At 72.2% G+C, this 14105-nt stretch carries 12 protein-coding genes; 8 read left to right on the top strand and 4 right to left on the bottom strand.

The annotated features are described in order from the left end of the window. The first annotated feature begins 98 nt into the window (after positions 1 to 98). Both ACFQS7_RS02580 and serA read left to right on the top strand, forming a co-directional pair. On the top strand, positions 99 to 1277 hold the full coding sequence (locus ACFQS7_RS02580; RefSeq protein ID WP_380065446.1) for a phosphoserine transaminase: 1179 nt from the start codon (positions 99 to 101) through the stop codon (positions 1275 to 1277). Then, entirely contained in the window at positions 1277 to 2863 is a 1587-nt protein-coding gene (gene serA, locus ACFQS7_RS02575; protein ID WP_380065445.1) for a phosphoglycerate dehydrogenase, read from the top strand. Before ACFQS7_RS02580 ends, serA begins: the two co-directional genes overlap by 1 nt. A 154-nt stretch (positions 2864 to 3017) precedes the next feature. Here serA and ACFQS7_RS02570 read toward each other — a convergent pair whose 3' ends face one another. Then, positions 3018 to 3995, bottom strand: a complete 978-nt coding sequence (locus ACFQS7_RS02570) for a Bug family tripartite tricarboxylate transporter substrate binding protein (RefSeq protein WP_380065444.1) — start codon at positions 3993 to 3995, stop codon at positions 3018 to 3020. Between the two features lie 114 nt (positions 3996 to 4109). Here ACFQS7_RS02570 and ACFQS7_RS02565 point away from each other — a divergent pair, with 114 nt between their 5' ends. Then, complete coding sequence (locus tag ACFQS7_RS02565) at positions 4110 to 5525, top strand: pyridoxal phosphate-dependent decarboxylase family protein (RefSeq protein ID WP_380065443.1); 1416 nt, start codon at positions 4110 to 4112, stop codon at positions 5523 to 5525. Positions 5526 to 5913: 388 nt separating this feature from the next. On the opposite strand, the gene ACFQS7_RS02560 is transcribed toward ACFQS7_RS02565, so the two are convergent. The 3 genes from ACFQS7_RS02560 to ACFQS7_RS02550 all read right to left on the bottom strand — a co-directional run bounded on the left by ACFQS7_RS02560 (position 5914) and on the right by ACFQS7_RS02550 (position 8696). After that, on the bottom strand, positions 5914 to 6495 hold the full coding sequence (locus tag ACFQS7_RS02560) for a histidine phosphatase family protein (RefSeq protein WP_380065442.1): 582 nt from the start codon (positions 6493 to 6495) through the stop codon (positions 5914 to 5916). A gap of 12 nt (positions 6496 to 6507) precedes the next feature. Beyond that, positions 6508 to 7125: a glutathione S-transferase family protein gene (locus ACFQS7_RS02555; protein ID WP_380065441.1), complete on the bottom strand. Its 618-nt coding sequence runs from the start codon at positions 7123 to 7125 to the stop codon at positions 6508 to 6510. 638 nt (positions 7126 to 7763) lie between these two features. Further along, on the bottom strand, positions 7764 to 8696 hold the full coding sequence (locus tag ACFQS7_RS02550) for a ribose-phosphate pyrophosphokinase (RefSeq protein WP_380065440.1): 933 nt from the start codon (positions 8694 to 8696) through the stop codon (positions 7764 to 7766). Positions 8697 to 8963: 267 nt separating this feature from the next. Here ACFQS7_RS02550 and fliF point away from each other — a divergent pair, with 267 nt between their 5' ends. The 5 genes from fliF (at position 8964) to ACFQS7_RS02525 (ending at position 14104) form a co-directional block, all read left to right on the top strand. Beyond that, positions 8964 to 10637, top strand: coding sequence for a flagellar basal-body MS-ring/collar protein FliF (gene fliF / locus ACFQS7_RS02545; protein ID WP_380065439.1), 1674 nt, complete (start codon positions 8964 to 8966; stop codon positions 10635 to 10637). Between the two features lie 14 nt (positions 10638 to 10651). Next, on the top strand, positions 10652 to 11638 hold the full coding sequence (gene fliG, locus ACFQS7_RS02540; protein ID WP_380065438.1) for a flagellar motor switch protein FliG: 987 nt from the start codon (positions 10652 to 10654) through the stop codon (positions 11636 to 11638). Then, the gene (locus tag ACFQS7_RS02535; protein ID WP_380065437.1) at positions 11635 to 12321 is read left to right on the top strand and encodes a hypothetical protein; all 687 of its coding nucleotides are present in this window, start codon (positions 11635 to 11637) and stop codon (positions 12319 to 12321) included. Before fliG ends, ACFQS7_RS02535 begins: the two co-directional genes overlap by 4 nt. A gap of 3 nt (positions 12322 to 12324) precedes the next feature. Continuing rightward, positions 12325 to 12651 carry a flagellar motor switch protein FliN gene (gene fliN, locus ACFQS7_RS02530; RefSeq protein ID WP_380065436.1) on the top strand — a complete coding sequence of 109 codons (327 nt, stop codon included), beginning with the start codon at positions 12325 to 12327 and terminating at the stop codon, positions 12649 to 12651. Between the two features lie 73 nt (positions 12652 to 12724). Further along, positions 12725 to 14104 carry a sigma-54 interaction domain-containing protein gene (locus ACFQS7_RS02525; RefSeq protein ID WP_380065435.1) on the top strand — a complete coding sequence of 460 codons (1380 nt, stop codon included), beginning with the start codon at positions 12725 to 12727 and terminating at the stop codon, positions 14102 to 14104. Position 14105: the final 1 nt, after the last annotated feature.

Genomic DNA, 14105 nt, shown 5'->3' with positions numbered 1-14105 from the left:
TCACGCCGGCGTTGCATCGTCGCGCCGGCTGTCCTACCTCTCCCCCCGGGCCACGCCCCCCCACCGGGGCGCATTCGCTTCTGGAAGGGAGCCGCATCATGGCGATCGCCACCAAGCCGGACCTGCGTCCGAGCAATCCCCGTTTCTCCTCAGGTCCCTGCGCCAAGCGTCCCGGCTGGACGCTGGACGCGCTCTCGGGCGCCTTCCTCGGCCGCAGCCACCGCGCCAAGGAGCCCAAGGCCCGCCTCGCCGAGGTGATCGAGCGCTCCAAGGCCATCCTCGGCCTGCCCGAGGGCTGGCGGCTCGGCATCGTCCCGGCCTCCGACACCGGCGCGGTCGAGATGGCGCTGTGGTCGCTGCTCGGCGCCCGCGGCGTCGACGTGCTCGCCTGGGAGTCCTTCTCGAAGGACTGGGCGACCGACGTGCTGAAGCAGCTGAAGCTGAAGGATGCCCGCGTCCTGGACGCGCCCTATGGCCGGCTGCCCGACCTGACCGGCTTCGACGGCACGCGCGACCTGGTCATGGTCTGGAACGGCACCACCAGCGGCGTCCGCCTGCCGGATGCCGACTTCATCCCGACCGAGCGCGAGGGCCTGGTGATCTGCGACGCGACCAGCGCCGCCTTCGCCATGGACCTGCCCTACGAGAAGCTCGATGTGGTCACCTGGTCCTGGCAGAAGGTCCTCGGCGGCGAGGCGGCGCACGGCATGCTGGCGCTGAGCCCCCGCGCGGTGGCCCGGCTCGAGAGCTACACGCCCGCCTGGCCGATGCCGAAGATCTTCCGCATGACCAAGGGCGGCAAGCTCAACGAGGGCATCTTCAAGGGCGAGACGATCAACACGCCCTCGATGCTCGCGGTCGAGGATGCGATCGACGGCCTGAAGTGGGCCGAAGGCGTCGGCGGGCTGAAGGGCCTGGTCGCGCGGTCCGAGGGCAACCTCGCCGCCGTCGCGGCCTGGGTGGCGAGGACCCCCTGGGTGGACTTCCTTGCGGAAGACCCGGCGACGCGGTCCTGCACCTCGATCTGCCTGAGGATCGTCGCACCCTGGTTCCAGGCGCTGGATGCCGAGGCCCAGGCGGCGGCGGCCAAGAAGCTCTCCGGCCTGCTGGAGAAGGAGGGCGTCGCGCTGGATGCCGCCAACTACCGCGACGCGCCCCCGGGCCTGCGCATCTGGGGCGGCGCCACGGTCGAGACCGCCGACATCGCCGCCCTCCTCCCCTGGATCGACTGGGCCTTCGCCCAGGTCGAGGCCGAGCAGAACAAGGTTGCCGCCTGATGCCGCGCGTCCTCATCTCCGACAAGCTCTCCCCCGCCGCGATCGAGATCTTCAAGCGGCGCGGCATCGAGGTGGACTTCCGGCCGGGCCTGTCGCCGGCCGAGCTGCGCGCCATCATCGCCCCCTATGACGGGCTGGCGGTGCGCAGCGCGTCGAAGGTGACGCGCGAGCTGATGGAGGCCGCGCCGAACCTCAAGGTCGTCGGCCGCGCCGGCATCGGCGTCGACAACGTCGACGTCACCAGCGCCACCGCGCGCGGCGTCGTGGTGATGAACACGCCCTACGGCAACGCCATCACCACGGCGGAACACGCCATCGCCATGATGTTCGCCCTCGCCCGGCAGCTGCCGGAGGCCTCCGCCTCCACCAAGGCCGGGAAGTGGGAGAAGAACCGCTTCATGGGCGTCGAGCTGTTCGGCAAGACGCTCGGGCTGATCGGCTGCGGCAATATCGGCTCCATCGTCGCCGACCGCGCGGTCGGGCTGCACATGAAGGTCGTCGCCTTCGATCCCTTCCTGTCGGCGCAGCGCGCGGTCGAGCTTGGCGTCGAGAAGGTCGAGTTGAACGAGCTGCTGGAGCGGGCCGACTTCGTCACCCTGCACACCCCGCTGACCGAGCAGACCCGCAACATCCTCTCGCGCGAGAACATCGCCAAGCTGCGGAAGGGCGTGCGCATCATCAACTGCGCCCGCGGCGGGCTGGTGGACGAGGCGGCGCTGTATGACGCGCTGAAGTCGGGCCATGTCGCCGGCGCCGCGCTCGATGTCTTCGAGACGGAGCCGGCGACCGAGAGCCCGCTGTTTGGTCTCGAGAACGTCGTCTGCACCCCGCATCTGGGCGCCGCGACCGCCGAGGCGCAGGAGAACGTGGCGCTGCAGGTGGCCGACCAGATGGCCGACTACCTGCTGACGGGGGCGGTCTCCAACGCCATCAACATGCCCTCGGTCACCGCGGAGGAGGCGCCGCGCCTCAAGCCCTACATGGCGCTGGCCCAGCTGCTGGGCGGCATGGCCGGGCAGCTGACCGCGGTGCAGGGGGCCGAGATCAAGGCGATCCGCGTCGAGTACGAGGGCCATGTCGCCGAGCTGAACCGCCGGCCGCTGACCGCCGCGGCACTCGCCGGCGTGCTCGCGCCGCTGATGGGCGCGGTGAACATGGTCAACGCCCCGGTGGTGGCGAAGGAGCGGGGGATCGAGGTCGCCGAGACGGTGCACGAGCGCCGCGGCGACTATGCCTCCCTGCTGCGCGTCACCATCGTCACCGACCGGGCGGAGAAGAGCATCGCCGGCACGCTGGTCGGCGACAGCCGGCCGCGGCTGGTGGAGATCAAGGGCATCGCGGTCGAGGCCGACTTCGCGCCCGACATGCTCTACGTGACGAACGAGGACAAGCCGGGCTTCATCGGCCGGTTCGGGATGGTGCTGGCCAATGCCGGCATCAACATCGCCACCTTCCACCTGGGCCGCGCAGCGCAGGGCGGCGACGCGATCTGCCTGGTGAGCCTGGACGGGCCGATCCCGGAGCCGGTGCTGGCCGCGGTGCGGGCGCTGCCGCTGGTGGTGCAGGCGACGCCGCTGCGATTCTGAGGAAAGGCTGGGGGAGAAGGTATTCTCCCCCAGGCCCCCTCATCTATTTCTGTGGGTTGGCACCTGCCGCGCGGCGTATGCCGACCCGGAAAAATCGAGGAGGGTTGGACGCACTGCGTTCAACGGGAGGATACTTCCTCCCTGGCCTTGCTTCCTATTCCATCCGCGCGCCGCTGATCTTCACCATCTCCGCCAGCATCGGCCGCTGCCTGGCGGCATGCGCCGCCGCATCCTCCGGCGTCGACCATACGCATTTCGCCCCCGTCTGCAGGAAGCGCTGCTGCACCGCCGGGTCGGCGGCGATCTCCTTCAGCGCCGCGTTCACCTTGTCGATGATCGGCCGCGGCATGCCTGCCGGCCCGACCCAGGTGCACCACGACGTGATGACGAAGTCGGGCACCCCGGCTTCCGCCATGGTCGGGATGTTCGGCAGCGTCGGCCAACGCTCCGGGCTGGTCACCGCATAGGCCTTCATCCGGCCTTCGGCGATCACCGGCAGGTAGCTGGCCAGGTTGTCGATGGCGAAGGTCAGGTCGCCCGACAGCATGGCGGGGATGATCTGCGCCGCGCCGCGGAAGGGCACGTGCTGGCCGTCGATCTTCAGCCGGTCGCAGAAGCCGCTGCCCGACAGGTGCGCCGTGGTGCCGACGCCGGGGCTGCCGAAGCTGACGCCCTTCGGCCGCGACTTCGCCCAGTCGATGAACTCGCGCAGCGTGTTCGGCGGGGTGTAATGCGCCGGCGCCACCACGACGTTCGGCAGCTCCCAGTGCATCGAGATGACCGAGAAGTCGGTCTCCGGATTGAACGGCAGCTTGGCGTAGAGGAACTGCGCGATGGACAGGTTGGCGATGGTCGCCGGCCCCTGGGTGTAGCCATCGGGCGCCGCCTTGGCGATCGCGTCCATGCCGATGTTGCCGGACGCGCCGGGCCGGTTCTCCAGCACGAAGGTCTGGCCGAGCTTCTGGGTGAGCTGCTCGCAGACGATGCGGGCCAGCACGTCGGTCGAGCCGCCCGGTGGCCAGGGGATGACCACCCGCACCGGGCGGTTCGGCCAATCGGTGGACTGCGCCAGGGCAGGCGCGGCGAGCGGCAGGGTGGTGGCACCCAGCAGCAGGGTGCGGCGGTCGAGCATCTGGTTTTCTCCCGGCGAGAGGTTCGGACTTGCGCGCTCCATGGCACCGAACGCCAGGGTCGCAAAGGGGTCGCAGCGGGCTAAGACTGGCCGGCAAAGGTGAAGGGGGCGCGCATGACACCGGACGAATTCCGCCGCGAGGGCCATCGGCTGATCGACTGGATCGCCGACTACCGCGAACACCTGGCCGACCGCCCGGTCATGGCCCAGGTCGCCCCGGGCGAGGTCCGCGCCGCGCTCCCCGCCACGCCGCCCGAGGCGCCGGAGCCGATGGAGACGGTGCTCGCCGATCTCGACCGCGTGGTCATGCCGGGGATCACCCATTGGCAGTCGCCGCGCTTCTTCGGCTACTTCCCGGCCAATGCCCCGCTGGCCGGGGTGCTGGGCGACCTGGTCTCCACCGGGCTCGGCGTCATCGGCCTGTCCTGGCAGTCCGGCCCGGCGATCACCGAGCTGGAGGAGGTGGTGACCGACTGGGTCCGCCAGATGGTCGGGCTCTCGGCTGCCTGGAGCGGGGTGATCCAGGACACGGCGTCCACCTCCAGCCTGGTCGCGCTGCTCTGTGCCCGCGAACGCGCCAGCGGCTACGCCATGGCGCGCGGCGGGATGCAGCAGGCCGAGGCGCCGCTGCTGGTCTATGCCTCGGCGCAAAGCCACAGCTCGGTCGAGAAGGCGGCGCTGCTGGCCGGCTTCGGGCGCGACCACCTGCGGCTGGTGCCCTGCGACGAGCACCATGCGATGCGCGCCGATGCCTTCGCCGCCATGGTGGCCGAGGACCTCGCCGCCGGCCGCCGCCCCTCTGCCGTGGTCGCCACGACGGGCACCACCGCGGTCACCGCCATCGACCCGGTCGGTGCCCTGGCCGCCGTCGCCGCGCGGCACGGGATCTGGCTGCATGTCGACGCCGCCATGGCCGGCAGCGCGATGATCCTGCCGGAATGCCGCGGGCTGTGGGACGGCGTCGAGGCGGCGGACAGCCTGGTGCTGAACCCGCACAAATGGCTCGGCGTGCCCTTCGATGCGTCGCTGTACTACGTGCGCGACCCGCAGCACCTGGTGCGGGTGATGTCGACCAACCCGTCCTACCTGCAGAGCGCGGCCGACGGCCAGGTGAAGACCCTGCGCGACTGGGGCATCCCGCTGGGCCGGCGGTTCCGCGCGCTGAAGCTGTGGTTCGTGATCCGCGAGCAGGGCGTGGAAGCGCTGCGGGCCCGGCTGCGGCGGGACATCGACAATGCGCGCTGGCTGGCGGCGCAGGTCGCCGCCACGCCGGGCTGGCGGGTGCTGGCGCCGGTGCCGCTGCAGACGCTCTGCGTCCGGCACGAGCCGCCGGGGCTGACCGGCGCCGCGCTGGATGCGCATACCCAGGGCTGGGCGGAAAGGCTGAACCGCTCGGGCACGGCCTACCTGACGCCGGCCATGCTGGACGGGCAGTGGATGGTGCGGGTCTCGGTGGGGGCGGAGGCGACGGAACGGGCGGATGTGGCGGCGCTGTGGGCGGCGATGCGGGCGGCGGCGGAGAGGCAGTAAGGAAGGTCGGGGAGGAGGTATCCTCCCCGACCTTCCTCCATTTCTCCGGGTTGGCGCCGGCCGCGCGGCGGGGTGGGGGCTTAGGGAGTGAACCGCCTAAAGCCTGAAACTCCGCTCAATCCGCTTCAGATCGGCTCAAATCGCGGCTGGGCGGATTCGACGAAGCCGGCCTTTCCCGCGGCTTTGCGGCCGATCGACTTGAGGAATTTCAGAAAGGAGAATTTGAAGTCCGGCTTCGCGCCCAACCGCGGGACGCGGCGGTGCCTTTGACAACATTCCTATACACGCGCCCGCCCGCAATTGCAACGATGCCATCCAGCCCGCCAACCTACACACCGATCCAGGCCAGGCGGGTGGGGTTCGGGGAGGGTAGCGCCCTCCCCGACCCTCACTCCTCGGCCGCCAGCTTCGCCGGCACCACCTCCCACACCGCCCCGCCCGCAGGCGGCGCGCAATGGATCGGCAGCGCGTTCGGCGTGCGGACGTTCGGCTCATGCCCGAAGGCCAGCCGCAGCGCGCGGAACAGCGCGCCGTGGGCCACGACCAGCACCGGGCCCGGCCGTGCCGTCGCCCGGTTCACCGCCGCCACCGCCCGGGTCAGCAGCGCGGCGAAGGTCTCGGCCCCCGCCGGGGTGTAGCTGCCGGCGATCCAGTCGTCGTACCAGTCGCCCATCGGCAGGCCTTCCTGCTCGCCGAAATTGACCTCCTGCAGCCCCTCGTCGAGGGCGACCGGCAGGCCGAGCGCCTCGGCCGCGATCTCCGCCGTCACCCGGGCGCGGACCAGCGGCGAAGCGACGATGGTGGCGATGCCGCCGATCCCCGCCAGCGTCTTCGCCGCCCGCCGCGCCTGGGCCAAGCCCACCGAATTCAGCGCGATGTCGGTCCGGCCCTGGGACCGGCCCTCGGCGTTCCAGTCGGTCTCGCCATGGCGGAGAAACCAGAAGGGGACCGGGTTCAGCGTCTCCGCCATGGCGCGGTCCCCCTATGCCAGGCCTTCGGCCTTGAGCACCCGCTGCACCGCCGGCCGGGCGTTCATCCGGGCATAGTGGGCGGCGACGTTCTTCGGCAGGGTCTTGCCCAGCCGGCCGGCCCACCAGAAGCACACGTAGAACAGCGCGCTGTCGGCGAAGGAGAAGTCGCCGACCAGCCAGTCCTTGCCCTCCAGCGCCTTGTCGAAGATGCCGAGCCCCTTGGCGAAGATCTCCTCGCCCTTGGCCTTCACCGCCTCGTGGTCGGATTCGGTCGGGGCGTAGTTGGACGGGCGGAACATGCGGGAGAAGCCCTGCATGTGCAGCGTGGCGACGGCGAAGTCGGTGTATTCCAGGGCGCGGGCCAGGCTGTCGGCATCCTTCGGCAGCAGCTTGGCCTCGGGGAAGGTGCTGGCCAGCCAGACCGCGATGGCGGGGTATTCGGTCAGCACCGCGCCATCGTCGCGCTGCAGGGTCGGGACCTTCGACTTCGGGTTCACCGCGGTGAAGTCGGGCTTGAACTGGGCGCCTTCCCGCAGGTTCACCGCCTCGGCGTCATAGGGCTTGCCGATCTCCTCCAGCAGCACGTGGATGCCGATCGAGCAGGCGCCGGGGGCGTAGAACAGCTTCATGCAACATCCTCCCAAAGGTTCGCGGATGCCGCGGAGCCTTGCGGAGCGGGCGGGGTCCGGCAAGGGGGAAAACGCCGCGGCCCGGCCCGGTGGCGTCGGGCCGGGGCGGCGGGCTGCGGGGTCCGTCCGAAGCGCGCCGCGGCGTGCGGCAGGTCGCCGCGGTGCCGCCGGCGCACATGGCACCTGCAACGCCGCACCAAGCCAAGAACGTATTCCGTCCGGCACGATCAGGACTGGTCGGGCCGGCCGGGATGGCTGTGTGGCGCCGGCGGTCTTCGGGAGGCTGTTGGTTCCCTCCGGAAGGCCCCGTGGGTGTCTTCGGCCTGGTGGTACAAGGACCGCCGGCACCACATACGCATCAAAACAACTTATCGCGAGTCTGTCCAGCGCAGCTCGGCACGGGGATCCTGCCGCCAGCTTGTGGTTCAGGACCGGTTTCGTTGCGGCGATGCCTCGGCCGGCCAGCCATGCCGCGCATGCAGGAAGCCCGGGCTGTGCCGGATTCCCCGCCGCGGCAAGGCCGGCCCAAGGGTCCGATGTCCCCGCCCGGCCGTCACCTGCCCGTTCGATGCCGCAAGGACGGCCGCCGGAACCGCACCCGATGCCGCCGCCAGCGTCCGGCGCGGACGCCGCGCCGGTCAGTTGAACAGCGAGGAGACCGAACTTTCGTCCGAGATCCGCCGCATCGCCTCGGCCAGCAGCGGGGCGATCGTCGCCTGGCGGATATTGGCCGAGATGCGGACCGCCTCGGTCGCCATGATGCTGTCGGTCACCGTCATGTTCTCGATCGGGGAAGCCCCGACGCGCGCCACCGCGCCGCCGGAGAAGACGCCGTGCGTGACATAGACCGAGACGCCCGCCGCGCCGCCCTTGATCAGCGCCTCGGCGGCGTTGACCAGCGTGCCGCCGGAATCGACGATGTCGTCGACCAGGATGCAGTGCCGGCCCTCGACCTCGCCGATCACGTTCATGACCTCGGAGACGCCGGCGCGCGGGCGGCGCTTGTCGATGATCGCCAGCTCGGTGTGCAGGCGCGACGCCAGGGCACGCGCCCGCACCACGCCGCCGACATCGGGAGAGACGACCATCAGGTCGCGGCCCTTGTAGCGTTCGGCAATGTCGCGCGAGAACAGCGGCGCTGAGAACAGGTTGTCGACTGGGATGTCGAAGAAGCCCTGGATCTGCGCCGCGTGCAGATCCATCGTCAGCACCCGGTGGGCGCCGGCGGCGGTGATCAGGTTGGCCACCAGCTTGGCCGAGATCGGCGTGCGGCTGCCGCTTTTCCGGTCCTGCCTGGCATAGCCGAAATAGGGGATCACCGCGGTGACCCGCCGGGCGGAGGCGCGCTTCAGCGCATCCAGCGTGATCAGCAGCTCCATCAGGTTGTCGTTCGCCGGGTAGGACGTGCTCTGCACCACGAAGACGTCCTCGCCACGGACGTTCTCGTTGATCTCGACGAAGACCTCCATGTCGGCGAAGCGCCGGATGGAGGCGCTGGTCAGCGGCAGGCCGAGTGCTGCGGCCACCGCGTCCGCAAGCGGACGATTGCTGTTGCAGGCGACGATCTTCATGACCGGCCGGACCCCTTTTCCACGCGACCCGAGCGCCGCCGATGCACCGCTTTCCGCACGGGACGGCGGAAATATCAAGCTGACGAAACCGTGTAAATCGCGCCTCAAGCAAAGCTGTGTCCCGCCGGGCGGGCGGCTTAACCGCTTTGCAACCCCGATCCGGCAATTCCTGCCTGCCGGCGACGTCCGGCCGCAGGGCGATCCCACCGGCGGGACGCCGTGGCGATGGGCCCGCACGCGACGCCGCGGGCGACAGAAGGGGGATGGATGGGCGGGGTTCTCGCCGGGCTGAAGGCGCTGGGGACGCAGCGGTTGCTCGCCCTGGGCGCGGTGGGCCTGGCGCTGCTCGGCCTGCTGGCGGCCCTGGCCCTGCGGGCCGGAGACCCGCCGATGGCGCCGCTGTTCGGCGAACTGGAACCGCGCGACGCCGCCGCCGTCGTCGCCTCGCTCGAACGCCAGCGCATCCCCTACCGCATCGCCGGCGGCGGCACCCAGGTGCTGGCCCCGGCCGACCAGGCCCCCCGGCTGCGGCTGCTGCTGGCCAAGGAAGGCCTGCCCGCCGGCGGCGGGGTGGGATGGGAGATCTTCGATCGCGGCGAAAGCCTCACCACCACGCCCTTTCAACAGGACGTGAACCGGCTCCGGGCGCTGGAAGGCGAGCTGGCCCGCACCATCCGCGGCCTGGCCGGCGTCCGCGCCGCCCGGGTCCACCTGGTGCTGCCGCGGCGCGAGGCCTTCTCGCGCGAACGCGGCGAAGCCCAGGCCAGCGTGGTCCTGGCCATGCAGGGCGCCCAGCGGCTGGACCGCGAAGGCGTGCAGGCGGTGCTGCACCTGGTCGCCACCGCGGTGCCCGGCCTCAAGCCGCAGGGCATCTCGGTGGTCGACAGCCGCGGCGCCCTGCTGGCCCGCGGCGGCCAGGCGCTCGCCGGCCCCGGCATGGCGCAGAGCCAGGAGGAGACCCGCCGGGCGCAGGAGCTCCGGCTCGGCCGGGCGGTCGAGGAATTGCTCGAACGCAGCCTCGGCCCCGGCCGGGTGCGGGCGGAGGCGACGCTGGAGATGGACTTCGACCGCATCGAGACCCGCGAGGAACGCTTCGACCCTGACAACCAGGTGGCCCGCAGCCAGCAGAGCACCACCGAACAGAACCGCGGCGCCGAGCCGGCCCCCACCTCCGTCGCCGGCAACCTGCCGGGCGCCGAACCGCCGCCCGGCGGCACCGGCACCTCGGAGAACCGGCAGGAGGAGACGACGAACTACGAGATCGGCCGCTCCACCCGGAACACGCTGCGTGAACACCCGGTGGTCAAGCGCCTCTCGGTCGCGGTGCTGGTGGACGGGGTGACCGAGGGCGAGCCGCCGCGCTGGCGCGAACGCAGCCCGGAGGAGCTGGCCCGCATCGCCGCCCTGGTGCGCAGCGCCGTCGGCTTCGACGACAAGCGCGGCGACAAGATCGAGGTCGTCTCCATGCGCTTCGTCGAGGAAACGCTGCCGGTCGACGCGGCGCCGGGCTTCCTCGGCCTGCCGATCTCGCCGGCGCTGGCCACCCGGCTGGCCGAGAGCGCCCTGCTGGCCCTGGTGGCGCTGGCCGGCATCCTGCTGGTCGGCCGGCCCATGGTCGGCCGGATCGCCGCCAGCCTGGCGCCGGTGGCGGCGCTCGCCGGCCCGGCCGGGGCGCTGGCCGGCGGCGGCACCCTGCCCGGCGGGCCGGAGGAGGTGGCGGCGCTGGCCGCCGGCACGGCCGCGGGCGGCGGCGGCGCCCTGCCGCCCGGCGCCGACCCGGCGGCGCTGCCGGGCGCCGAGGAAAGCATGGTCAGCCTGGCGCATGTGCAGGGCCAGATGCGCGCCTCCTCGCTCAATGCCCTGTCGCAGATGGTGCAGCGCCACCCGGATGAGAGCCTGGCCGTGCTGCGCCGCTGGCTCGACCCGGAGGACAGGCTGTGAGCGGCACGCGGGGCATGAGCGGGCCGCAGAAGGCCGCGGCGCTGATGCTGGCGATGGGGGAGGAGCATGCGGCGACGCTGTTCTCCCGCATGCATGAGGACGAGATCCGCGACCTCTCCGCCGCCATGGCCTCGCTCGGCGCCGTGCCTGCCCCGGTGATCGAGGAGCTGTGCAAGGAGTTCGGCGACCAGCTCGGCCAGACCGGCAACCTGGTCGGCACGTATGAAAGCACGGAACGCCTGCTGTCGAAGACCATGTCGCGCGAGCGCGTCTCCCAGATCATGGAGGAGATCCGCGGCCCGGCGGGGCGGACCATGTGGGACAAGCTGGGCAACGTGAACGAGGCGGTGCTCGCCAACTACCTGAAGAACGAATACCCGCAGACCGTCGCCGTGGTGCTGACCAAGGTCCGCCCCGACCACGCCGCCCGCGTGCTCTCGCTGCTGCCGGAAGGCTTCGCCATGGAGGTCGTGATGCGCATGCTGCGCATGGAGACCATCCAGAAGGAGGCCCTCGACGGCGTCGAGCGCACCCTGAAGGCCGAATTCATGTCGAACCTGGCGCGCTCGCAGCGGCGCGACGCGCACGAGATGATGGCCGAGATCTTCAACAACCTCGACCGCCAGGCCGAAGGCCGCATCCTCTCGGCGCTGGAGGAGCGCAACCGCGATTCCGCCGAGCGCATCCGCGGCCTGATGTTCACCTTCGAGGACCTGCAGCGGGTCGACAGCGCCGGGCTGCAGGCGCTGCTGCGCGCGGTCGAGAAGGACAAGCTCGCGCTCGCGCTGAAGGGCGCCTCGGAACAGCTGCGCGAGATGTTCATGAAGAACCTGACCGAGCGTGCGGCGAAGCTGCTGCGCGACGACATCGCGGGCCTCGGCCCGGTGCGGCTGCGCGACGTGGACGAGGCGCAGGCCGCCATCGTGCTGCAGGCCAAGGACATGGCGGCGCAGGGCCAGATCCAGCTGCAGGACGGGCGTGAGGAGGAGATGGTCCCGTGACCACGGCCTTCCTCCCGGCGCAGGACCGCCCGCCGTCGCCGGGCTTCGAGCCGGTGCTGCCGCTGGCCCGCCCTGCCGGGCACGCCCTGATGCGGGTCATCGCCTTCGACGTGCCGGATTTCGACGCGCCGCCGCCGCCGCCCGAACCGGATGCGGCGGCATGCGCCGCGGCCGAATTGCAGGCCCGGCTCGCCGCGGCGCGGGAGGCCGGCTTCGCCGAGGGCGAGGCGACGGCGCGCGAAGCGGCCGCCGCCGGCCTGGCGGCGCGCGAGGCGGAGGCGCTGGCGCGCATCGCCGCGGCGATGACGGCGGCCGCGACGCGGGCCGGCGATGCCGCGGCCGAGGCGGCCGAGGCGCTGGCGAGGCTGCTGCTGGCCAGCCTCGACGCCGCTTTGCCGGACGCCGCGGCACGGCTGGCGCCGGAGGCCGCGGCGCGGCTGGCCGCGGAACTGCGGCCGCTGCTGGAAGACGGCGTGGCGGTGACCCTGCGCGTGGCACCCGGCGCCGCCGCCGCGGCGGCCGCCCGCATCGGCGCGACGGCGCTGACCATCGCGGAGGATCCCGCGCTGCCGCCCGGCGACGCGGCGGCGCAATGGCGCGGCGGCGGCGCCACCCTCTCGCTCGCCGCGCGGCGGCAGGCGATCGCCGCCGTGCTGCAGGCCTTCGACCTTCAGGAGCAATGACGCATGGCGGACCCGGGCCCCTTCGAGAGCGTGACGGCCGCGGAAGCGGCCGCCACGCGCGCCGCCAGCGGGCCGGCGGCGCGCGACCTCGAGGCCGTCTACGACATCCCCGTGCAGGTCAGCGCGGTGCTGGGGCGGGCGACGATGCAGGTCTCGCAGCTGCTCAAGCTCGGCCGCGGCGCGGTGGTCGAGCTCGACCGCAAGCTGGGCGAGGCGGTGGACATCTACGTCAACAACCGCCTGGTCGCGCGCGGCGAGGTGGTGATGGTGGACGACAACCGGCTCGGCGTGACGATGACCGAGATCGTCAAGACCGACCGGCTGGGGTGACGGCGATGCGGTTCCCATGCAGCCCCGTGGAACAGACGCCGCAGGCGGCGCCGGCGATCGAGGCGAGCAAAGGATGACCCGGGTCCTGATCATCGGCGCGCTGGATGCCGAGCTCGGCCAGGCGGCGCGCATCGCCGCCGCCCGCGGCGCCCGGGTGGCGCAGGCGGACGGGCCGGCGGCGGCGCTGGTGCGGCTGCGGACCGAGGGCGCCGACCTGGTGCTCTGCGACCTGGCGCACGACATCGGCTGGCTGATCGAGCGCCTGGCCGCCGAGCGCATCGCCTGCCCGGTGATCGCCTGCGGCCGCAACGCCGATGCCGCCGCGGCGGTCCGCGCCATCCAGGCCGGGGCGAAGGAATTCCTGCCCCTGCCGCCGGACGCCGAGCTGATCGCCGCCATGCTGCAGGCGGTGGCCGGCGAGGCCGAGGGCCCGGTCTGGCGCGATCCCGCCATGGCCACCCTGCTGGCGCGGGCCGAGGCGCTGGCCCGCGCCGAGGCCAGCGTGCTGGTGACCGGCGAGAGCGGCACCGGCAAGGAGGTCCTCGCCCGCTTCCTGCACGCCCACAGCCGGCGCAGCCGCGGCCCCTTCGTCGCGCTGAACTGCGCCGCCCTGCCCGAGACGCTGCTGGAGAGCGAGCTGTTCGGCCATGAGAAGGGCGCCTTCAGCGGCGCCATCGCCGCCCGCAAGGGCAAGTTCGAGCAGGCCGACGGCGGCACGCTCCTGCTCGACGAGATCGGCGAGATGGATGCGCGGCTGCAGGCCAAGCTGCTGCGGGTGATCCAGGAGCGGGAGGTCGACAAGCTCGGCGGCACCGCGCCGGTCAAGGTCGATGTCAGGCTGCTGGCGGCGACCAACCGCGACCTCGGCGCCGAGGTGCGGGCCGGGCGGTTCCGCGAGGACCTCTGGTTCCGGCTCAACGTCGTCGCGCTGCACATCCCCCCCTTGCGCGAACGCCCGGGCGACGTTGCGGCGCTGGCGGCCCATTTCGCCCGCCGCTTCGCCGCCGCCAACGGGCTGCCGCAGCGCGCCGTCTCGCCGGCCGCCGAGGCGCTGCTGCTGGCGCATCCCTGGCCCGGCAACGTGCGGGAGCTGGAGAACACCCTGCACCGCGCCGTGCTGCTGGCCGAGGGCGGCTGGATCGGCCCGGAGGCGATCGAGCTGACGCCGCTGCGGGCCGCGCCCGCCATCACCGCGGTGCCGACCGCCACGCCGGCGGCCCCTGCCCCCGCGCCCGTCTCCGCCCTGGTCGGCCGGCGGATGGAGGAGGTGGAGCGCGACCTGATCATCGAGACGCTGACCCATTGCCTCGGCAACCGGACGCGCGCGGCCGAGATCCTCGGCATCTCGATCCGGACGCTGCGCAACAAGCTGCACGAATACCGCGCACAAGGGGCGCCGGTGCCGGTGGCGCCGGGCACCGGGTTGCTGCCGGGCCTGGGGCTGGGCCGCTAGC

Source organism: Dankookia sp. GCM10030260 (genome assembly GCF_042666655.1).
Classification (GTDB): Bacteria; Pseudomonadota; Alphaproteobacteria; order Acetobacterales; family Acetobacteraceae; genus Paracraurococcus.
Note: the sequence above shows the minus strand (reverse complement) of the source record. Positions and strands in the feature narration are given on the sequence as shown.

Coding starts and splice junctions, on each gene's coding strand:
- fliF (WP_380065439.1), top strand. CDS start 8,964: ATGGGCGGGGTTCTCGCCGGGCTGAAGGCGCTGGGGACGCAGCGGTTG.
- ACFQS7_RS02565 (WP_380065443.1), top strand. CDS start 4,110: ATGACACCGGACGAATTCCGCCGCGAGGGCCATCGGCTGATCGACTGG.
- fliG (WP_380065438.1), top strand. CDS start 10,652: ATGAGCGGGCCGCAGAAGGCCGCGGCGCTGATGCTGGCGATGGGGGAG.
- fliN (WP_380065436.1), top strand. CDS start 12,325: ATGGCGGACCCGGGCCCCTTCGAGAGCGTGACGGCCGCGGAAGCGGCC.
- ACFQS7_RS02560 (WP_380065442.1), bottom strand. CDS start 6,495: ATGGCGGAGACGCTGAACCCGGTCCCCTTCTGGTTTCTCCGCCATGGC.
- serA (WP_380065445.1), top strand. CDS start 1,277: ATGCCGCGCGTCCTCATCTCCGACAAGCTCTCCCCCGCCGCGATCGAG.
- ACFQS7_RS02555 (WP_380065441.1), bottom strand. CDS start 7,125: ATGAAGCTGTTCTACGCCCCCGGCGCCTGCTCGATCGGCATCCACGTG.
- ACFQS7_RS02525 (WP_380065435.1), top strand. CDS start 12,725: ATGACCCGGGTCCTGATCATCGGCGCGCTGGATGCCGAGCTCGGCCAG.
- ACFQS7_RS02550 (WP_380065440.1), bottom strand. CDS start 8,696: ATGAAGATCGTCGCCTGCAACAGCAATCGTCCGCTTGCGGACGCGGTG.
- ACFQS7_RS02580 (WP_380065446.1), top strand. CDS start 99: ATGGCGATCGCCACCAAGCCGGACCTGCGTCCGAGCAATCCCCGTTTC.
- ACFQS7_RS02570 (WP_380065444.1), bottom strand. CDS start 3,995: ATGCTCGACCGCCGCACCCTGCTGCTGGGTGCCACCACCCTGCCGCTC.